The following is a 19,768-nucleotide window of genomic DNA, read 5'->3' on the forward strand; positions in this document are numbered from 1 at the left end:
GTGTCAGCCACGCTCCCAGTAGACAGGCCCGACGGGCTCATGGAAATCGCTCTGGGCCACGAGGAAGCCCTCGTCGTCCACGGTGATCGGCAGCTGCGGCAGCGCGTGGCTGGCCGGGCCGAAGATGACCTTGCACTCCTGCGTCAGGTCGAAGGTCGACTGGTGGCAGGGGCAGAGCAGGTGGTGGGTGTGCTGCTCGTACAGGGCGATCGGGCAACCCACGTGCGTGCAGACCTTGGAGTAGGCGAAGATCCCGTCCACGTTCCAGTCCTCGCGGCCCGGGGTGATCTTCACCTTGGCGGGATCGAGACGCATGAGCAGGACGACGGCCTTGGCCTTCTGGTTGAGCTTGTCGTGGCCCAGGTCGTTCAGGCCGTCGGGGATGACGTGCACGGCGGAGCCGAGCGTGACGTCCGAGGCCTTGATGGGGGAGCCGGTGGGGTCGCGCACGAGGCGCACGCCCTCGGCCCACATGGAGTGGCGCAGACGCTCCGGACCGAAGTTCTGGGCTTCCTGGTCCGAGAAGTTGTCCGTGTCGTCCAGGTCGCGGAACACGGCGATGAACGGCAGGGGGGCCAGCAGGGCGGCGCCGATCAGGGTGTTGCGCAGCAGGGGGCGGCGCTTGATCTGCGACTCGTCCAGGATCTCGGAGATCATCCCGGTGGCGGCCACGCGGTCGGCCTCCGAGCGGATCTCATGACGGTCCTCGACGGTCTCGTGGTCCGGCATCAGGGTCTTGGCCCAGTGCACCACGCCGATGCCGATGCCGAACATGGCCAGGGCGGTGCCCAGGCCGAGCAGCAGGTTCTGCAGGTAGATCTTGCTGAACGCCTCACCGTTGCCGATCTGCCCCACGCCGAAGTAGCCGATGAAGAAGAGCACCGTGCCCAAGATGGAGATGAGGAACATGACCGAGACCTGACGCTCGGCGCGCTTCGCAGCCTTCGGATCCTCATCGGCCAGACGCGGACGGTGCGGAGGCAGGCCCGGGTTGTCGATCGCGTACCGGGGCGCGTCCTCGCCGGCGTGCTCGAGGGAACCCGAGCGGTGCTCGGTCCCTTCAAGGCCTTTCTCGCCCATATGTCCTGTTTCCTTTACTCGAGTGATGAATGTCGATGACGGGTGGTCGGCGCGCCTGCGCCGACGGGATCAGGAGGACCGGCTGGTGAGCCAGACCATGAAGCCGATGATCAGCGCCAGGCCCGCGGTCCAGATGAACAGGCCCTCGGAGACGGGGCCGAGCGAGCCGAGGGCGAGGCCGCCGGGGGAGCCCTGGTTCTCGATGGTCTTGAGGTACGCGATGATGTCGCGCTTGTCCTCGGGCTTGATGTTCGAGTCGGAGAACACCGGCATGTTCTGCGGGCCGGTCTCCATGGCCTCGTAGATGTGCTTCTCCTCCACGCCCTGCAGAGACGGGGCGTACTTGCCGCGGGTCAGCGCACCGCCGGCCGCAGCCGCGTTGTGGCACATGGCGCAGTTGATGCGGAACAGGTCGCCGCCGCGGGTGATGTCCACGTCCTCGTGGTTCACATCCAGGTACTCGTCCTCGGGGACGGCGGGGCCGGCACCCAGCGAGGCGACGTACGCGGCGAGCTGCGCCGTCTGCTCGTCGTTGAACTGGTTCGGCTTGACCTGGGCCTGCGGGCCGTTCATCTGCATCGGCATGCGGCCGGTGCCCACCTGGAAGTCGACGGAGGCGGCGCCGACACCGATCAGAGACGGGCCGGAGGGACCCCCCGCGGCACCCGTGCCGTGGCACGAGGCGCAGTTCGCGTTGAAGAGCTTCTCGCCCTCGGAGATGTCATCAGCCGAGGCGGCCGCGGTGACCTGCGTGGCCGCCTGCGCCTGGTTCACGGTGCTCGCGACGGAGTACAGTCCGCCGGTCACCAGGAGTCCCAGCAGGAGGAGCGCCAGCCCCATCAGGGGATGGCGTCGGTTCTGCGAAAGTGCCTTCACGGGGGTTTCCTATCGTTCTCTTCCGGGGCGGGCCGCTCATGCTGCCGGCCCGGGCCTGAAGTCGGTGCGGTGAGTGGGGGTCGTCTTACTTCAGGAAGTAGACGATGAAGAACAGGGCGATCCAGACGACGTCCACGAAGTGCCAGTAATAGGACACGACGATCGCCGACGTGGCCTCGTGGTGGCCGAAGCGGCGGGCCATGTAGGCGCGGCCGATGATGAAGAGGAACGCGATCAGGCCGCCGGTCACGTGGAGGGCGTGGAAGCCGGTGGTGATGTAGAACGCCGAGCCGTACGCGTTCGCCGCGACGGTCACACCCTCGGAGACGAGGACCGCGTACTCATAGGACTGCACCGCCACGAAGATCGAGCCCATGATGAAGGTCAGGATGAACCACTCGACCATGCCCCACTTGCCGAACTGCAGGAGGCCGCCGGTGCGGCGGGGCTGAAGGCGCTCGGCGGCGAGGACGCCGAACTGGGCGGTGACGGAGGAGAGGACCAGGATCGTCGTGTTCACCGCGGCGAGCGGGACGTTGAGGATCGCGGTGTGCTCGGCCCAGAGCTCCGGAGACGTGGAGCGCAGGGTGAAGTACATGGCGAAGAGCCCACCGAAGAACATGAGCTCGCTGGCGAGCCACACCATGGTCCCGACCTGCACCATGTTCGGCCGGCTCGGGAGCCCCGTGGTGGGCTGATGGAGAGTGGGGTTAGCTGTGGTCACCCAGCCATTATGGCCCCAAACACCGCCCGGGCGGTAAATCGAACGTACCGTGTCGCAGGACAGGTCGTCAGCACCGTCGGGGGGTTTCAGTGACAGTCGGTGGCTGGCGTCCAGGTGATGTCCAGGTTCCAAGCGATCGGTGCATGACATGGCGCGGTCCCGGGTGCGGCCGGGCCGCTAGGCTCAGTGCGTGAGCACCCCCGAGAACACCGCAGCAGTCCTGGGGACCTCCTGGCCGGAGGTCTTCCGCGCCCTCACCGTCGGCGAGGACCTCCGCGACCACGTCGCCGCGTGGGCCATGGGGGAGATGATGGCCGGCGATGCCACCGAGGGGCAGGTGGGCGGATTCCTCCTCGCCCTGGCCGCCAAGGGGGTGACGGTGCCGGAGCTGCGTGGCCTGACCGAGGCGATGGTGCAGGCGGCGAACCCGGTGCACGTGCCGGGGGAGACCCTGGACATCGTGGGCACGGGCGGCGACCGCCTGGGCACCGTGAACCTATCCACGATGTCCTCGCTCGTGGCCGCCGGTGCGGGCGCGCGGATCGTCAAGCACGGGAACCGAGGCGCCTCGTCCACCGCCGGCGCGGCCGATGTGATCGAAGCCCTCGGCGTGGACCTGTCCATGCCGGCCCGGAAGGCCGAGGAGTGCGCCGAGGCCGTGGGCATCACGTTCCTCTTCGCCCAGAACTACCACCCGTCCATGAAGTACGTGGCCCCGGTGCGCAAGCAGCTCGGCGTGCCCACCGTGTTCAACTTCCTCGGCCCCCTGAGCAACCCGGCTCAGGTCACCGCCCAGGCCCTGGGCTGCTCGAGCGAGGCCATGGTCCCGCTGCTCGCCCAGGTGCTCGCTGATCGGGGGGTGCGGGGCTTCGTCTTCCGCGGGGCGGACGGCCGGGACAAGATCACGACGTCGGGGCCGTCGACCGTCATGGAAGTCCGGGACGGCGTGACCACCCACGAGCTCGATCCCCGCGAGCTGGGCATCGACCTGGCCCCCGTTCAGGCCTTGGCCGGGCGGGACGGCACGTACAACGCGACCCTCGTCCGCGCTCTGCTGGCGGGGGAGAAGGGTCCGATCCGCGACGCCGTCCTCCTCAACGCGGCCGTGGGCCTGACGGCCTGGGACCGCGACGCGGACGCGCCGCTGATGGAGCGACTGGCGGCCAACATGGCGCGGGCCGCCGAGTCGATCGACTCCGGCGCCGCGCGTGACGTCCTGGACCGCTGGGTCGCCTTCTCCCGATCCTGATGGTGCGACGACGGGCCCTCCCCGGCGAGATGGGGCCCGTCGTGGAGAGGACGCTCAGGAGTCGAAGCCGAGCGCCCATCCCTCGCCGAGGTCCTCAGACGAGTAGGTCCGGAAGGCCAGCATGGTCTCGGTCTCCTGGATCCCGTCGACCTTGGAGAGGTGGTCGGCGATCACGTCGGCGAGGTCCTCGTAGCGGCGCACCTTGACCATCGCCACCAGGTCCCACGCGCCGGTCACGGAGTAGACCGACCCGACCCCCTCGAGCGCGGCGAGAGTCTCGGCGGTCTCCGGGATGCTGGATTTGTCGGTCTTGATCAAGACGATGGCGGTGACCACGGGCGGTCCTCATTTCCTCGATGCTGCGGGTCCGGTGTCCCCGACGATCCTAGCTGCGCGCCGGGCCCTCACCTCCGGGTGCGGCGCACCAGCCAGGCGGTCACTGCCCGGCGGCCCAGGAGCAGGACGCCCAGCACCCCGAGCGCCACGAGCACGAAGGACACCGGCGCACCACCGAGACCGAAGGCCACGCGCAGGACCATCCCGACCGCCACGGTCCCCAGCCAGACGATCACACCGTGGGGCCACACGCGGGCCCACGTCCGGTGTCCGGCGGTCACCCCGGTCATGAGCAGGAGGCCTGCCAGGAACGGCGCCGCCGCGACCAGCAGACCCAGCAGCCCGCGCTCCGTGGAGTGCTGCCCCTGACCCAGAGCCACGAAGAGGACGGTGAGCAGGAGGTCGACGGCAAGCGCAGGCAGGGCGCCGCGCGGGGCGCGATGCTCGGCGGGCACGACACGACGGGCGGTGGGGGAGGACGTCATGCATCCAGTCTGGCGCACCGAGACGTCCGGACGGAGCGTCCGGCCGAGGACGGCTCGGCAGACGGGCCCCACAACAAGACAGCGCCTTTGTCAGAGGTAGGCTCACTGCATGGTGTCCGTGCATCTGGTGCCCATCCGACCGACCGCCGCCACCGCTGACGACGCGCGGCGTCTGGCAGCCGCGCTGCTCGACGATCCTCGCCCGGACGCGGCTGTGACCGCGGCGGCGTGGCTTCTCGACGAATCCGGCCCGGGCACCGATGCGGCGTCGCACGACGGCGAGCTGGCCGTCGTCGTCGACGGCATGGCGGCCGCGGTCGGCTTGGCGCTGTGGGCCGTGCGGACCGGGTCCTGGGCGGTGCTGTTGGATCCCGAGGATGCCCTCGACAAGGATTCATCATTGTCGTACCTGACAACAGCCGAGCGGCGGCGGGCCCGGCGGGCACCGGGCCGACTCGTGCTGCCGGGCGGAGGTCGCGCGGACCGCGCCTCGGATGCCGGCCGAGAGGCTGATCTGCGCTGTGCGGAGGCCACCCTGCAGCTGGTCGCCGCGGTGGAACGGCGCCGGTCCGCTGATCAGCACGCGGCGGGACGGCTGGTCGAAGCCGGCGCCAGTCAGCGAGAGGCGGCGGCCGAACTCGGGATCAGCCAGCAGGCCGTCCATTCCCGGTTGCGACACGGGCTCTGGCACGAGAGCCGGACGGCGGTGGCGGCCGTCCTGCCGTTGCTGGACCGGCTGTCCACAGACCCGGGGGAGTGAATCGCCGGTACGCGGCGCCGGCGTCGACCGGCGCGACCTCCTGGGCCAGGTCCCGATGTGGCGCGTGCCGTGCAGGCGACCGTCCGAAGGGGAGGCGAAGAACGGGCTGGTTGACATAATGTACATTATCGGCGCACTGCGGAACGGTGGACAGGGCGCCCTCCGCGGCGGGTCTCGCGCGTAGCCTGGACCCATGACGATCATGACCGACCAGCGCGACCGCCCCCTGCACGCGACGATCGCCGTCGTCCTGGCCATCGCCACGGCGGGCTACCTGGCTCCATGGGCCGTCGCCGCCGTCCGTGGCCGTTCCAACGTGTGGGCGGTGTTCTGGGTGAACCTGCTCACCGGGTGGACCGTCCTCGGCTGGTGCATCGCGCTGTACATGTCGCTCACCAGCCATCGCCGGCTGCGGTCCTGGGGTCCGCGCGGCCTCTGACCGCGCGGACCGCCCCTCAGGTAAGACGCGCGACGACGGCCCGCACACCGTCTCCCTCGGCGATGAGGCACCGCGGGCCGTCGACGTCCGCCTCGCCCGTCTCCGACAGCTCGACCGGCACCTCGAGCTCCCCCGTCGCATCGGCGCCGATCACGCGGAGGGTGAGATCCGGGGCGCGCGTCTCGAGGTAGGTCCCGGACTCGTCATGCATCTCGAGCCGGGCCTGCGGGATCTCGCCGCGCACGGCGGCCGCGAGGATACGGCGCGCGTCCGGGTCGGTGGCGGCGTCCACGACCCAGCGGTGTCCCAGGACGGAGTGCTCCACCTCGGCCACGACGTCCCCCTCGGCGGGTGCGTCGCCTCGGTAGGCGAACGCAGTCTGGTAGAGCCGGTCCCCCACGCGCACGAGCATCGACTCGACGCCGATCTCGCCGGTGGGATCGTCGAACCGGTACGAGCCGACCTTCTCGGCGGTCACGTCCTCGGGCAGTCCGTGCGCCACGAGGCGGCGGCGGATCCATTCGGGCTTGTCCGGGTCCAGGCGTGCGGTGTAGATGAGAGCCATGCCCCGACCGTAGCCCCGACGTCGTCCGCCCGGGAGGGCCCGCCGGCCGGCGGCGCGGCTCAGCCCTGCACGGCCCGCACGGCGTGGTCCATGGCCCGGTAGGCGTCGAGCTCGCGGGCTTCGGCCGCCCCGCCGATCAGGCGCACCGCCTCCGGCGCGTAGCCCGCGGCCACGAGGTCCTCGACGAGATCCGTCTCGGACACCTGCCCGGCGCACACGACGACGTCCGTCACGTCCAGGGTCAGCGCCACGCGGGCCTCGGGGTCCTCCGGCGACGGCGCGGTCACGCGCAGACCGTCGGGGCCGACGCCCTCGTAGGTCACACCGGAGTGCAGCTGGACCCCGTGCTGCCGCAGCTCGGCGCGGTGCACCCAGCCGGTGGTGGGGCGCAGTCGGGCGCCGATCGGTCCGGGGCTGCGCTGGAGCAGGTGGACCTCGCGTCCCGGGTGGGCCGCGGCTGGCTTCGCCAGCTGGCCCGGCGTCTCCGAGGTCAGGGCCACGCCCCAGCGGGCCCGCCAGTGCTCCTGTGTCTCGGGTGTCCCGTCCGGCCGTTCCGTGCCGGCCGCCAGGGCCTCGGCGACATCCACGCCCACGCCGCCGGCGCCGATCACCGCGACGCGCGGGCCGACGTCGACATGTCCCAGGACCACGTCGTCGTACGCGTGGACGGCGGGCGCGCCCGGCTCCCCCGCCCCGGGCAGAGCGACGGGCCGCGGCCGCACGCCGGTGGTGAGGAGCACCTCGTCGTAGCCCGGCCGCCCATCGTCCGTGAGGAGTGTCTGTGCGGACACCTCCTCCCCGGTCACGAGCGTCACCCCGGATGCCGCCGCGCGGGCCGCCAGGTGCTCCAGCGCGGGACCGAACTCCTCCTTGCCGGGGATGCGCCGGGCGAGCCGGAACTGCCCGCCGGGCTCGGCGTGCCGGTCGAACAGGGTGACCTCGTGCCCGAACCGGGCCGCACGCTCCGCGGCCGTGAGGCCCGCCGGCCCGGCACCGACCACGGCGATCCGGCGCCGGCGGCCCAGGGCCACCGGGACGGGCGCGGCGTACTCCGGCTCCGTCTCCCGCCCGGCGCGGGGGTTCATCAGGCACGAGACCTTGGCCCCGGTGAACACGTGGTCGAGGCAGGCCTGGTTGCAGGCGATGCACGGGGTCAGGGTCCGAGCGCGCGGGTCGCTGATCGCGGCCATCCACTCGGGGTCCGCCAGCAGGGGCCGGGCCAGCCCGACGAGCGCGGCGGCCCCGGACGTCAGCGCCTCCTCCGCCTCGGCGGGGGTGGTCAGCCGGTTGGAGGCGATCACGGGGATGTCGACGGCGGCGGTCAGGTCAGCCGAGGCGGCGAGGAACGCGGCGCGCGGCACGGAGGTCACGATGGTCGGCACACGCGACTCGTGCCACCCGATGCCGGTCATCAGGACGTCCGCTCCGGCGGCCTCGAAGGCCCGGGCGGTGTCCGCGATCTCCGCGCGCGTCTGCCCGTCGGGGACCAGGTCCGCCGCCGAGGTGCGCACCGAGAGCACGCCGCGCTCCCCCAGCGCCTCGCGCACGGCCGCGACCACCGCCACCGGGAACCGGCGTCGGCGCTCGGCGTCACCCCCGTACTCGTCCGCGCGTCGGTTCGTCGCCGGGGCGAGGAACTGGTTGAGGAGGTAGCCCTCCGAGGCCATGATCTCCACGCCGTCGTATCCGGCCTCCAGGGCCAACGTGGCCGCGCGTGCGAACGCGTTCACGGTCCGCTCGATGTCCGCGGCCGTCATCTCCCGGGGCGTGTGCCGCGAGATCGGCGCTCGCACCGCGGAGGCCGAGACCAGGTCGGGGCTGGGGGCGTAGCGTCCCGCGTGCAGCAGCTGGGCGAGGATCCTGCCCCCGGCGGCGTGGACGGCGTCCGTGACGACGCGATGGGCGCGCGCGTCCTCCTCGCTGGCGAGCATCCCCCCGCCCAGCGTCACCGTGCCCTCCGGGACCACACCCAGGCCGCCGGTGACGATGAGCCCGACGCCGCCGCGTGCCCGCTCCGCGTAGAACGCCGCCAGCTGCGGCAGGTCGTCGTGCCGATCCTCCAGTCCCATGTGCATCGAGGCCATGACCACCCGGTTGGGCAGCCGGAGGGGGCCCAGAGTGATCGGCTGGAGCAGGGGCGAGACCGCGACGGGTGAAGATGTCATGCAGCTCACATTACCGGTCGGTAGCCCCCTCCTTCCAGGACCGCCTGGGGACACGCTGTGTCCGACGCCACTGCATAGGGCAGGATGGGGATCACACGTCGACGCGCGGCAGACCCGTCCGCGCACCCGACACGGAGGGGAGCGCACGCATGGAGTGGATCGAGGCGAACGCGGGCTGGCTGTGGCTGGTGCTGGCCGCCGGCCTGGCCGGCGTCGAGCTGCTGACCCTCGACCTCGTCTTCCTGATGATCGCCGCCGGGGCCGGCGCGGCGGGAGTGGTCGCGCTCGTGGGCGGCCCGCTGGCGCTCCAGCTCGCGGCGTTCGCCGCCGTCGCCCTGCTGATGCTCGCCGCCGTGCGCCCCGTCGCGCTGCGCCACCTGCGCAAGGACACCGGCGCCGGCGCCTCCTACCTGGACACGCTTCCGGGGCGCCGCGTCGCGGCCCAGGGCGCGATCACCGGCGACGCCGGCACGCTCGCCGTCGACGGCGACACCTGGTCCGCCCGCGTCGAGCCCGGGGCGCCCGAGGTCGCCCCCGGCGACGAGGTGACCGTCCTGCGCATCGACGGGGCCACCCTGGTGGTCCGCCCGCTCCCCCGCATCGACTGGGAGGCGGACGGCGCCTGAGCCGCCCCACGTCCTCGTTCCGACCGCACCGACCGCACCGACCGCACCGACCCCAGAAGAAGGGACCCCGATGGAAACCCTCATCGTCCTCGTCGTCCTCGCCGTCCTCGCGGCGGTGATCGTGGCCTCCTCGGTCAAGATCATCCCGCAGGCGCGGACGGCCAACATCGAACGCCTCGGCAAGTACAACCGCACGGCCGGCGCCGGGCTGACCCTGATCATCCCGTTCGTGGACCGCATGCTCCCGATGGTGGACATGCGCGAGCAGGTCGTCTCCTTCCCGCCCCAGCCGGTGATCACCGAGGACAACCTCGTCGTCTCCATCGACACGGTCGTCTACTTCCAGGTCACGGACGCCAAGGCCGCGACCTATGAGATCGCCAACTACATCCACGCGGTGGAGCAGCTCACCACCACCACCCTGCGCAACGTCGTGGGCGGCATGAACCTCGAGGAGGCCCTGACCTCTCGCGACTCCATCAACTCCCAGCTGCGCGGCGTGCTGGACGACGCCACCACGCGCTGGGGCCTGCGGGTCTCGCGGGTGGAGCTCAAGGCCATCGACCCGCCCATGTCCATCCAGGACTCGATGGAGAAGCAGATGCGCGCCGAGCGCGACCGCCGCGCCGCCATCCTCACCGCCGAGGGCACGAAGCAGGCCGCCATCCTCACGGCCGAGGGCGAGCGCCAGTCCCAGATCCTCTCCGCCGAGGGCGAGGCTCAGGCCCGCGTGCTGCGCGCCAACGCCGAGGCGGAGGCGATCGAGGTGGTCTTCGACGCCATCCACTCCGGCGGCGCCGACTCCGAGGTCCTGGCCTACCAGTACCTGCAGTCCCTGCCCAAGATCGCCGACGGCCAGGCCAACACCATGTTCGTGGTCCCCGCCGAGCTCACCCGCGCCCTGCAGGGCCTCGGTGAGGCGTTCGCCCCCGGCGACGGCGACCGCCCCGCCCCGGAGCACGCACCCCGGCGTCGGGACTCCGGGGACCGCGCGGGCGAGTCGGGAGCCGAGCACGCCGGCGTCACCCCGGAGCGCGCGCGGCGGCCGCGTGGGTCCCGGCCCACCACCGCGGACGCCCTGCGCGCCAGCGGCGTCATGGACGCGATGACCGCCGGCGCGGTGACGGCGGAGGACATGCCGCAGACCTCGCTCGACGAGGCCCTGGCCACCCCGCAGGAGATCGAGCCCGACCCGTCGGCCGGCCGCACCCCCGGCACCCGCCCGGCCGGCGAGGCGGACGGGAATGCTGTGGGACACTGAATGGTTCCATCAGTGAGGACGACCCGCCGCGCCTCGATCGGCCCGCGCCCCCGCGCGGGCCTCGGCGCGGCCTGACGAGGAGGAAACGTGAGCGATCGCAGCCTGCGGGGCATGCGCCTGGGCGCGCAGTCCCTGGAGTCCGAGGCCGGCGTCGAGCCCGCCGCCCGGCAGCGGGTGGAGTACCGCACGGAGGACGGCGAGCAGGTGTTCGTGACCTTCTCCGTGGAGGCGGACGTGCCGGCCACCTGGACCTCGAAGACCGGCAAGGAGGCGTTCCTCGTCAGCGGCGAGAAGCCGGCTGAGACCGAGGGCAAGCCCGTGCGCACCCACTGGGACATGCTGCGCGAGCGCCGCAGCCTCGAGGAGCTGGAGGAGACCTACAAGATCCAGCTCAACAAGCTGCGCGCCAGCCGCGGCGAGGACGTCGACGCCTGACCCGCCGCTCCCCCATGCATGACGGGGCCGGATCCGCCATGGATCCGGCCCCGTCGTCGTTCGGGGGCTGTGCGCCTCAGAGGCCGAGGCGGGCGCGCAGGCCCTCCCAGCGCGCGGCCAGGCCCCACCGGGTCACGTTGACCACGGCCTCGCCGATGATGCCGCCGCTCATCTTGGACTCGCCGAGCTCACGCTCCACGAACGTGATCGGGACCTCGACGATCCGCTTGCCGAGGCGGGCCGTGCGGAAGGTCATGTCCACCTGGAACCCGTAGCCCTTGGACTCGATCGCGTCCAGGTCGATCGCACGGAGCGTGTCGGCCCGGTAGGCGCGGTAGCCCGCCGTGATGTCCGTCAGGTCGAGGCCGAGCATGATCCGCGGGTACAGGGACCCGGCCCACGAGATCATCTTGCGGGAGGTCGGCCAGTTCACCATCTTGCCGCCCGGCACGCGGCGCGAGCCGATCACCAGGTCCGCGGTGCGGACGGCCTCCAGCAGGCGCGGCAGCTGCTCGGGCTGGTGCGAGCCGTCCGCGTCCATCTCGACCAGGACGTCGTAGCCGCGCTCCAGGCCCCAGCGGAACCCGGCGATGTAGGCGCCGCCCAGGCCGTCCTTGGTGGTGCGGTGCAGCACGTGCACGGAGGGGTCCTCGGCGGCGCGGGCGTCGGCCCAGTCGCCGGTGCCGTCCGGGGAGGCGTCGTCCACCACGAGAACGTCGGACTCCGGGACGGCGTCACGGAGTCGGCCGAGGGTCAGCGGCAGCGACTCGATCTCGTTGTACGTGGGGATGATGGTCAGCACGCGCATGTGCGGTTCTCGCCTTCCGGCCGGGGTCGTGGGGGCGGCCCGCCGGTCGGACGGGCCATCGCATCCGTTCGAGTATAGGAAGCGGAGGTCTCAGGCCGGCGTCGCGCCATCGCGCGCGTCGCGGGCCACGTCCTCCGCGGCGATCCGGCCGTCCACCCAGGTGGCCCGCCAGCGGGGCAGGGCGGTCTCGGCGTCGAGGGCCGGCAGCAGCGGCGTGCCGGCCCGGGTGTCCGTGCTCCATGCCGCCACCCGGCCGTCCGGCGACTGCACGGCCACCGCGTCCGCGTCCCAGACGCCGAACACGGCCGGGGCCGACACGCTCAGGCGCGGGGCGACGGACAGGCCTGCCGCCGGAGCGTCGGGCAGCGCGCGCAGCGGGGTGCGGGTCGCGGCGGCGAAGGCGGAGCGGGCGGAGATGCGCTCGTCCGGGTCGGGGTGGGACAGCGCCGACCGGACGGCGGCCCACGGGTCCCCGGCCGGGCCGGCGCCCAGGCACACGGAGACGGCGTCGGCCAGCAGGCTCGCCACCGGGGCGTGCAGCACGCCGTCCGCGTCGGGGACGACGGTGGCGCTGACTCCGGCGGCGGCCAGGAAGGCGCGGTCCACGGCGGTGACGGAGTGGGTGACCACGAGCCGATGGCGCACGCGGCCCAGGGCGGCGGTGCCGAGTTCCTCCGCGACCGAGCGCAGGGCGGTCAGGGCCACGTCCTGGGCGGCGGGCCCGGCGTCCGCACCGCCGTCGGGGACGAGGTAGGCCTGCTCCCCCGCCTGGGTCGAGGCCGTCAGGAGACCGGCGAGCGTGGCGGGGTCGGTGTCGGCCCCGACGGGCAGCCACACCCCGGCCGCCTCGGCGTCCACGCGGTCCGCGTGCCGGTAGACGACGGTCTGGACGTCCTCGTCGGCGGGCGCGGCGCCCGTGTCCTCGGGCCCGGCCAGGACCGTCACGACGGCGGTGCCGCGGCTCAGCGCGTCCCGCGCGTCCGCGGGCCGGGCCAGCGGCTCGACGAACACGGGCACGACGACGGCGCCGTCGAGGTCCCGCCGTTCGTCACCCGGGTCGGCCACGCGGTCCGCGGAGTCGTCCGCGCCGAGCCAGGCGATCACCCCGTCCCGGACCAGCAGCGCCTGTGCGTACGGGTCCGTCGTCGAGTGGATGATGCCGTGGGTCAACAGGTGTGCGCTCACCCGCCCACCCTAGCCCGTGTCAGTCCTCGTCCGCGCGGGGCGCCGAGGCCGCCGGCAGCGAGGTGGCCACGACGCCGCGGGAGACGAGGTCCGCGGCCCGGCGGCAGGCCCGGCTGCGACGGGCGTCCCCGGGGACGTTGGCCAGCTGGTCCAGCACGTCGATGACCTGCCGCGCCCAGCGGACGAAGTCGCCCGCGGCGAGGTCCGCGCCCTCGAGGGTGCGGCGCAGGGTGGCCCCCCGCACCCAGCGATGCATGGGCGCCACCAGGCCGGGGTCCGTCCGGGGCGTGGGCTCGAGCCGTGCCTGGGCCTCGTCCGTGCGCAGGCGCTCCTCGATGCGCTCGGCGGCCTCCGCGACGCGTCCGAGCCGGGGGGTCGGCATCGGGACCAGTCCGGGCTCGGTCTCCCCCTTGCCCTGGTACACGAGCAGCGCGGCGACGGCGGCCCACTCCTCCGGCGTCAGGCCGTCCGTGGCCGGATCCTGCAGCACCAGGGAGGTGAACAGGTCCCGCTCGCCGTAGATCCGGCGCAGGGCCTCGCCGCGCTCCGTGAGCGCCGCACGGGGCGAGGACGCGTCCTCCTGGACGTAGCCGTAGGCGCGCAGCAGAGCGACCACGCGGTCGAACGTGCGGGCGATGGTGTTGGTGCGGCCCGCGATGCGCTCCCGCAGGACGAAGACCTCCCGCCGCATGGCCCACCAGCGGTCGCCCCAGCGGGCGTGCTCCTCGCGGTCCTGGCAGCCGTGGCACGGGTGGCGGCGCAGCGCCCGGCGCAGCTCCTCGACCCGGGGCGCGGCCGGGTCCTCCCGGAGGCGGAAGCCCGCCGTGCGGCGGCCTCCGGCGGGCGGGCGGCCCGTGCGCACGGCCTCGCGCATGAGGGCGGCGACGTCCTTGCGCTGCGTGGGCGTCTTCACCTGCACCACCTGGGGCAGGGCGGCGCCCGCCACCGGCTCGACCGGCCCGGCGACGTCGTCCACCGTGATGCGGCGCAGCTGCGCCTTGTCCGTGACGACGCCGACGCGCGGGTTCTGGGGGTTGCCGGCGGGGAACACGACGACGGCCCGTCCGAGCGAGCGGCCGGCGTCGAGTTCGACGACGTCCCCGACCGCGAGGTTCGCGAGCGAGTCCTTCACGGCTGCCAGGTGGGCTCGACGGCGCCCCTGCGAGCCGGACTTCTCCGCGGCAGCGAGCTCCTTGCGCAGGGTGAGGTATTCGGCGAAGTCGCCGAGGTGACACTGCATGGCCTCCTCGTACTTCTCGAGGCTGGCCTGCTTCGAGCGGACTTCGCGGGCCAGCCCCACCACGGAGCGGTCCGCCTGGAACTGGGCGAACGAGGACTCGAGGATGCCCCGCGCCCGCTCCGCGCCGACCTGCGCCAGCAGGTTCGCGGACATGTTGTAGGTGGGCCGGAACGAGGAGTGCAGCGGGTAGGTGCGGCGCGAGGCCAGGCCCGCGACGGCGGCCGGGTCCAGCCCGGGACGCCACATCACCACGGCGTGGCCCTCGACGTCGATGCCGCGGCGGCCCGCCCGGCCCGTCAGCTGGGTGTACTCCCCCGGCGTGATGTCGACGTGGTTCTCGCCGTTGAACTTGACCAGCTTCTCGATCACGACGGAGCGGGCCGGCATGTTGATGCCGAGGGCGAGGGTCTCCGTGGCGAACACGGCCTTGAGCGCGCCGGCGGCGAACAGGTCCTCGACGGCCTCCTTGAACGGGGGCAGCATGCCGGCGTGGTGGGCCGCGAAGCCCCGGGACAGGCCGTCCCGCCACGCCCAGAACCCGAGGATCTCCAGGTCCTCGACGGGCAGCAGACGCGCCGCCTCCTCGACCCGCTCGGCCACGAGCGCCTTCTCCCGCGCCGTGGTGAGGTCGAGCCCGGCCCGGAGGCACTGTTCCACGGCGGCGTCGCAGCCGGTCCGGGAGAAGATGAAGGTGATGCACGGCAGCAGCCCGTCGCGGTCGAGGGCCCGGATCATCTCCGGGCGCGACGTGGACAGCCGCGGTCCGCGCCGCTGGCCGCCGTCGTGACCGCCCGGCCGACCGGAGACCGGCCGCTCCCGGTCCAGCGCGGAGGAGCCGGTCCGGCCTCGGCCGCCGTCGCGACCCGTGCGCCGACCGCCCCTGGCCCGCCCCTTCGGGACGCCCCCGCGCCCGTCGCGGTGCTGCTGCCGCCCGGGGCGCCCCCAGTCGGCGCGCTGGAACCGGCGCTCGGCCTCCTCCCCCAGGCGCTTGAGCTCGGGGTTGAGCAGGGCCTCCCCGTCCCGGTCCGCGGTGTCCTCGAAGGCGATGTCCTCGGCGAACAGGTCGTAGAGCCGGCCCCCGGCCATGACGTGCTGCCACAGCGGCACCGGCCGGTGTTCGGAGACGATCACGGTGGTGGCGCCCCGGACCGTGTCGAGCCAGGCGCCGAACTCCTCGGCGTTGGACACCGTGGCGGACAGGGAGATCAGCTGCACGTGCTCGGGCAGGTGGATGATGACCTCCTCCCACACCGGGCCCCGGAACCGGTCGGCGAGGTAGTGGACCTCGTCCATGACGACGAAGCCGAGGTCGATGAGGGTGTCCGACTGCGCGTACAGCATGTTGCGCAGCACCTCGGTGGTCATCACGACGACGGGCGCGTCCGGATTGATGGAGGTGTCCCCCGTGAGCAGGCCGACGTTCTCCGCGCCGTGCACGCGGGCGAGGTCCGCGTGCTTCTGGTTGCTGAGGGCCTTGATGGGGGTGGTGTAGAACGCCTTCGTGCCGCGGGCCAGGGCCAGATGGACGGCGAACTCGCCGACCACTGTCTTTCCGGCGCCGGTGGGCGCCGCGACGAGGACGCCGTGGCCGTCCTCGACCTCGGCGCACGCGCGGCGCTGGAAGTCGTCGAGGGGGAAGCCCACGCGTGCGGCGAACCGGCCGAGCTCGGAGCCGGCGTGGTGCCGGGCCGCCCGGGCACGGGCGTAGCGCTCCGCCGGGCTCAGCTCGGGCTCGTCGTGCGGGGTCGCGGACGCGGGATGGTGGGCCATGGCCCCACCCTACTGGCGGGTCCGGACACCGTCGTGCTCGTGCGTCCGGGCGCGAGGGCTGCGGCGGGCGCCGCTCAGATCTGATCGAGCGGCTTCGGGCCTGCGGCGAGCTCCGCCTCGACGTCCATCTCGCGCTGGCCCTGCCGACGGTCGCGACGCCGGTCGCCCCACAGGCACAGGACGATGGCCACGCCGAAGAGGACGACGAGCGGGATCGCCATGTAGAACATGGAGATGGCGTCCGCACCGGGGGCGGCGATCGCGGCGATCAGCATGATCACGAAGACGGTGATGCGCCAGTGGTGGACGATCGTGCGGCCCGGCAGGATGCCGAGCATGTTCAGTCCCACCAGCAGCACCGGCAGCACCATGGCCACGCCGAACGCGAGGTAGAGACGCGTGACGAAGCTGATGTACACCGACGCCGTCGGGAGGTTCGCGCCGCCCTCGGGAGTGAAGCCCACGAAGAACTGGACGGCCTGCGGCATCACGAGCCACCCCAGCGCGATGCCGAAGATGAACAGGGGCACGGCCGCGGCGATGAAGCCCAGGGCGTACTTCTTCTCGGCCTTCTTCAGACCCGGCACGATGAATGCCCAGATCTGGTAGAGCCAGACCGGGCTGGACAGGATGAGCCCGATGAACAGGCTGACCTTGAGCATGAGGTCGAACGGCGAGGCCACCGTGTCATAGGCGACGGCCGCCGTGTGTCCCTGGCTGGCGATCTCCTTGACCGGGCGGAACAGCTCCGCCATGACCGGCTGGTAGACGAGGAAGCCGACCACCATGCCGACCGCGACGGCGAGTCCCGACTTCAGCAGTCGGTTGCGCAGCTCCGTGAGGTGCTCGCGCAGCGGCATCTCGCCGGTGGGGTTGTCCCGCCGCTTCCGGCGGCGCCGGGTGCGGCGGGCGACCTCGTCGACCTCGGTCATCGGGTGGGGGTCCTTCCGGCTCAGCGCGGGTCGCGCGGGTCGGTCTCGTCACGCTCGACGACGCGGCCCTCGACCGGCTCGTCCGCGGCGGTGGAGCCGGCGCCGGAGCGCTCGTCCGTGGTGCCCTTGCCCTCGGTGCGCATCTGCTTCACCTCGGAGGAGAAGATGCGCATCGACTGGCCGAGGTTGCGGGCCATCGCGGGCAGCTTCGGCGCCGCGAAGAGCAGGATCGCGAGCAGGATGATGATGACGAGCTGCCAGCCCTGGAGTCCAGCCATGATGAGGGGTCCTTTCGATGGGGTTCCGGGGTCAAGGCTACCGCGCCGGCAGGGCCGCGAGGGCATCGCCCAGCGCGTCCGCCACGGACGTCCGGAGGTCGGCGGGGGCCAGCACCTGGACGGCTCCGCCGTGGCGTCCGACCAGCGCGGCGGCCACGCCGGCGTCGGTCAGATGCACCCGGGTGAGCCGGTCGCCGTCGGGCAGGTCGGCCTGGGCGTCCGGGCGGTAGCCGGCGGCCGCGTCGCGGACGGGATGGGCCCAGCGCAGCAGCACGGGCACCCCCGCGGCGTCGTCGGGGTGGACCCGCCAGCGTGCGGGCCGGGCCCGGGGCGCGAACGTCTCCCCCGTGGGTGCGGGCGCGCTGATCCGGTCCACCCGGAACACCCGGTGGTCCTCGGCGCGACGACACCACGCCTGCAGGTAGAGGCGCGCCCCGTCCTGCACCAGGGCCAGCGGCTCCACGTCCCGCTCGGTGAGGGCGTCGGCATGCACGGAGCGGTAGGTCAGGTGGACGACGGTCCGCTCCGCCACGGCGGCCAGCAGGGTGCGCACCGTCGCGGGGTCCACGGCCACGTCCCAGTGGGCGGCGACGGCGACCGGGGGCTCGCCGGCGGTGTGCGCCTCGGCCTCCCGGAGCGCGGCGTCGTCCGCGTCGTCCGCGTCGTCCGCGTCCGGGGCCCCCGCGTCCAGGACCGCGGCGCGGATCCGGCGCTGAGCGGAGCGGGCGGCCTCGCGGTCGGCCTCGTCCAGCACCGGCAGGTCCGCGACCGTCTGCAGGGCGGCGACGAGGCTGTGCGCCTCGGGGCGCGTCAGCCGCACGGGACCGGCCAGGTCGGCGGCGCGCTCCACGTGGACGCGGCCGGCCACCTCCGCCACCTCGAACTGGAAGCCGGGGAAGTCGCGCTCGGGCATGCCGCAGTAGCGCAGCGTCTCGAGGTCGGCGTCGAGGCGTTCGTCGGTGATCCCGAGACGCGCGCGCAGCTCCGCCCGGTCCACCCCGCCGGCCCGGTTGGCCAGCCCCACGATGTCCAGCAGGCGGCCCACGAGGTCCTCGCTCGAGTCGCGGGCGCGACGTCGGACGGGCGCGGCGAGCGCCACCTCGAGCAGGGCCGGGTCGGCGGGGCCGGCGTGGGCGGCCACCGCGGCGGCCAGGCCCGCGCGGACGCGGTCCGTCAGGTCCGGGTGCGCGGCCGAGGGCACGGCGAGGCCCAGCAGGCCGCCGATCTCCGCGGCGAGGCCGTCCTCGCGCGGTCCGGCCGGGGCCTCCCAGAGCTCCCAGCCGGGTCCCGGTGCGGCGCCGTCCTCGGCGCGGGGCTCGGCGGGCTCACCGACCGCGCGGACGCCCTGACCCCGGCCGGGCGCGAGCCACACCCGGACCCGCTCGGCGTCGGCCTGCCCGGCCAGGCGCGCCACGAGGCCGGCGTGGTCGTGGTCCTCGGGACGGCCGGGGGCGTCCGTCGCCCGCTCGAGGCGGCGCGGCTCCCCCTCCATCCGGGTGAGCCGGAAGCTGCGCTCGGCGCCGCGGTCGAGGTCCCAGCCGGTGAGGTACCAGCGGCCGCGCACGAGGGTGAGGAACCAGGCCCGCACGGTGCGCCGGGTGGCCCGCCCCCGCGCGTCGCGGTAGGGGAAGCGCAGCACGGCCTCGTCGGCCACGGCCTGGGTGAGGGCCTCGAGCCGGGGGTCGGCCCGGGGCATGAGGGTGTGGTACCCGGCCAGCTCGTCGTCGCCCGTGAGGTCGGTGGCCGGCTGGAACAGCAGGCCCACGGCGCGGACGACGTCGGCGCGCAGCGGCGAGTCGCCCCACAGGCGCCGCGCCCGCACGAGGGCGCGGCGCTCGTCCACGGTCAGGTCGAGGTCGCGCAGCAGCAGCGCGTCGCGGACGACGCGGTGCCGCACCCCCGCCTCGTCCTCGTCGAAGCCGGCGGGTTCGAGGGTCTCCAGCGGGACCCCCACGGCGCGCAGCACGCGGCGGTCCCGCTGGAAGAGCTTCTCGAAGGCGGCGTCCGTGAGCCCCTCGTAGCCGACGACCTGCCGTCGGATCCGGTCACGCTCGAGGCCGTGCGGTGCCGAGAGCAGCAGCCACAGCAGCGAGATGATGCGCTCGGCGGCCTCGTCGCCGGCGCGCCGCGGGGCGGGTGGGGTCACGGGGCCCGGGGTCAGTCGACCGAGACGAGGTCGCAGACGAAGATGAGCGTCTCGTTCGGCCCGATCGCGGAGCCGGCGCCGCGGGCGCCGTAGCCCAGGTGCGGCGGGATCTCGAGGCGGCGGCGGCCGCCGACCTTCATGCCGAGCAGGCCCTGGTCCCAGCCGGCGATGACCTGGCCGACGCCGACGGTCAGGGGCAGCGGGGTGCCGCGGTTCCACGAGGCGTCGAACTCCTCGCCGGTGGACCAGGCCACGCCCACGTAGTGGACCTGCACGCGGGAGCCGGCCTCGACGGCCGGGCCGGAGCCCTCGATCAGGTCCTCCACCACGAGCTCGGTGGGCGGGGTCTCGCCCGGGAAGTCGATCTCGGGCTTGGTGCGGTCGTAGTCGCGCTGTCCGAAGGACACG

General features: G+C 73.4%; 20 protein-coding genes. 6 read left to right on the plus strand and 14 right to left on the minus strand.

What is annotated here, in order from left to right; translation table 11 throughout:
• Window positions 1–3: 3 nt before the first annotated feature.
• From qcrA to ctaE, 3 genes are all read right to left on the minus strand, one after another.
• Window positions 4–1,080: a cytochrome bc1 complex Rieske iron-sulfur subunit gene (gene qcrA / locus MF605_RS05655; protein WP_134416999.1), complete on the minus strand. Its 1,077-nt coding sequence runs from the start codon at window positions 1,078–1,080 to the stop codon at window positions 4–6.
• 69 nt (window positions 1,081–1,149) lie between these two features.
• Window positions 1,150–1,956 (minus strand): cytochrome bc1 complex diheme cytochrome c subunit, encoded by an 807-nt coding sequence (qcrC, locus tag MF605_RS05660; RefSeq protein WP_036315101.1) that lies wholly within the window; start codon window positions 1,954–1,956, stop codon window positions 1,150–1,152.
• An 85-nt stretch (window positions 1,957–2,041) separates the two neighbouring features.
• Window positions 2,042–2,680, minus strand: coding sequence for an aa3-type cytochrome oxidase subunit III (gene ctaE, locus MF605_RS05665; protein ID WP_434089720.1), 639 nt, complete (start codon window positions 2,678–2,680; stop codon window positions 2,042–2,044).
• A gap of 190 nt (window positions 2,681–2,870) precedes the next feature.
• On the opposite strand from ctaE, the gene trpD reads away from it, so the two are divergent.
• Window positions 2,871–3,929 (plus strand): anthranilate phosphoribosyltransferase, encoded by a 1,059-nt coding sequence (gene trpD / locus MF605_RS05670; protein ID WP_134416998.1) that lies wholly within the window; start codon window positions 2,871–2,873, stop codon window positions 3,927–3,929.
• A gap of 54 nt (window positions 3,930–3,983) precedes the next feature.
• On the opposite strand, the gene MF605_RS05675 is transcribed toward trpD, so the two are convergent.
• Window positions 3,984–4,265: an Lrp/AsnC family transcriptional regulator gene (locus tag MF605_RS05675; protein ID WP_134416997.1), complete on the minus strand. Its 282-nt coding sequence runs from the start codon at window positions 4,263–4,265 to the stop codon at window positions 3,984–3,986.
• Window positions 4,266–4,333: 68 nt separating this feature from the next.
• Window positions 4,334–4,750 (minus strand): DUF3054 domain-containing protein, encoded by a 417-nt coding sequence (locus MF605_RS05680; RefSeq protein ID WP_134416996.1) that lies wholly within the window; start codon window positions 4,748–4,750, stop codon window positions 4,334–4,336.
• A 109-nt stretch (window positions 4,751–4,859) separates the two neighbouring features.
• On the opposite strand from MF605_RS05680, the gene MF605_RS05685 reads away from it, so the two are divergent.
• Both MF605_RS05685 and MF605_RS05690 read left to right on the plus strand, forming a co-directional pair.
• Window positions 4,860–5,510, plus strand: a complete 651-nt coding sequence (locus tag MF605_RS05685) for a hypothetical protein (RefSeq protein WP_134416995.1) — start codon at window positions 4,860–4,862, stop codon at window positions 5,508–5,510.
• A gap of 193 nt (window positions 5,511–5,703) precedes the next feature.
• Window positions 5,704–5,949, plus strand: coding sequence for a superinfection immunity protein (locus MF605_RS05690; protein WP_002854519.1), 246 nt, complete (start codon window positions 5,704–5,706; stop codon window positions 5,947–5,949).
• Between the two features lie 16 nt (window positions 5,950–5,965).
• Here the strand turns inward: MF605_RS05690 and MF605_RS05695 are convergent, their stop codons facing one another.
• Both MF605_RS05695 and MF605_RS05700 read right to left on the minus strand, forming a co-directional pair.
• Window positions 5,966–6,514, minus strand: a complete 549-nt coding sequence (locus MF605_RS05695; protein WP_049147365.1) for a maltokinase N-terminal cap-like domain-containing protein — start codon at window positions 6,512–6,514, stop codon at window positions 5,966–5,968.
• A 59-nt stretch (window positions 6,515–6,573) separates the two neighbouring features.
• Window positions 6,574–8,679, minus strand: a complete 2,106-nt coding sequence (locus tag MF605_RS05700; RefSeq protein ID WP_049147364.1) for an NADPH-dependent 2,4-dienoyl-CoA reductase — start codon at window positions 8,677–8,679, stop codon at window positions 6,574–6,576.
• A 149-nt stretch (window positions 8,680–8,828) separates the two neighbouring features.
• Here MF605_RS05700 and MF605_RS05705 point away from each other — a divergent pair, with 149 nt between their 5' ends.
• The 3 genes from MF605_RS05705 to MF605_RS05715 all read left to right on the plus strand — a co-directional run bounded on the left by MF605_RS05705 (window position 8,829) and on the right by MF605_RS05715 (window position 11,001).
• Window positions 8,829–9,305 (plus strand): NfeD family protein, encoded by a 477-nt coding sequence (locus MF605_RS05705; protein WP_020624804.1) that lies wholly within the window; start codon window positions 8,829–8,831, stop codon window positions 9,303–9,305.
• Window positions 9,306–9,375: 70 nt separating this feature from the next.
• Window positions 9,376–10,566, plus strand: a complete 1,191-nt coding sequence (locus MF605_RS05710) for an SPFH domain-containing protein (protein ID WP_061867281.1) — start codon at window positions 9,376–9,378, stop codon at window positions 10,564–10,566.
• Between the two features lie 87 nt (window positions 10,567–10,653).
• Window positions 10,654–11,001: an RNA polymerase-binding protein RbpA gene (locus MF605_RS05715; RefSeq protein ID WP_012750883.1), complete on the plus strand. Its 348-nt coding sequence runs from the start codon at window positions 10,654–10,656 to the stop codon at window positions 10,999–11,001.
• A 76-nt stretch (window positions 11,002–11,077) separates the two neighbouring features.
• Here the strand turns inward: MF605_RS05715 and MF605_RS05720 are convergent, their stop codons facing one another.
• The 7 genes from MF605_RS05720 to MF605_RS05750 all read right to left on the minus strand — a co-directional run bounded on the left by MF605_RS05720 (window position 11,078) and on the right by MF605_RS05750 (window position 19,767).
• Window positions 11,078–11,809: a polyprenol monophosphomannose synthase gene (locus tag MF605_RS05720; protein ID WP_061867280.1), complete on the minus strand. Its 732-nt coding sequence runs from the start codon at window positions 11,807–11,809 to the stop codon at window positions 11,078–11,080.
• Between the two features lie 90 nt (window positions 11,810–11,899).
• Complete coding sequence (locus tag MF605_RS05725; RefSeq protein ID WP_061867279.1) at window positions 11,900–12,994, minus strand: hypothetical protein; 1,095 nt, start codon at window positions 12,992–12,994, stop codon at window positions 11,900–11,902.
• Window positions 12,995–13,013: 19 nt separating this feature from the next.
• Window positions 13,014–16,004, minus strand: a complete 2,991-nt coding sequence (locus MF605_RS05730; protein WP_134416994.1) for a DEAD/DEAH box helicase — start codon at window positions 16,002–16,004, stop codon at window positions 13,014–13,016.
• Window positions 16,005–16,078: 74 nt separating this feature from the next.
• On the minus strand, window positions 16,079–16,936 hold the full coding sequence (gene tatC / locus MF605_RS05735; RefSeq protein ID WP_061873143.1) for a twin-arginine translocase subunit TatC: 858 nt from the start codon (window positions 16,934–16,936) through the stop codon (window positions 16,079–16,081).
• Between the two features lie 20 nt (window positions 16,937–16,956).
• Window positions 16,957–17,214 (minus strand): twin-arginine translocase TatA/TatE family subunit, encoded by a 258-nt coding sequence (locus MF605_RS05740; protein ID WP_002855080.1) that lies wholly within the window; start codon window positions 17,212–17,214, stop codon window positions 16,957–16,959.
• A gap of 37 nt (window positions 17,215–17,251) precedes the next feature.
• Entirely contained in the window at window positions 17,252–19,360 is a 2,109-nt protein-coding gene (locus MF605_RS05745; protein ID WP_134416993.1) for a helix-turn-helix transcriptional regulator, read from the minus strand.
• An 11-nt stretch (window positions 19,361–19,371) separates the two neighbouring features.
• Window positions 19,372–19,767, minus strand: coding sequence for an FKBP-type peptidyl-prolyl cis-trans isomerase (locus tag MF605_RS05750; RefSeq protein ID WP_010078659.1), 396 nt, complete (start codon window positions 19,765–19,767; stop codon window positions 19,372–19,374).
• Between the last annotated feature and the right edge of the window lies 1 nt (window position 19,768).

The sequence above is a fragment of the Micrococcus luteus genome (assembly GCF_022664405.1).
Lineage (GTDB): Bacteria > Actinomycetota > Actinomycetes > Actinomycetales > Micrococcaceae > Micrococcus > Micrococcus luteus.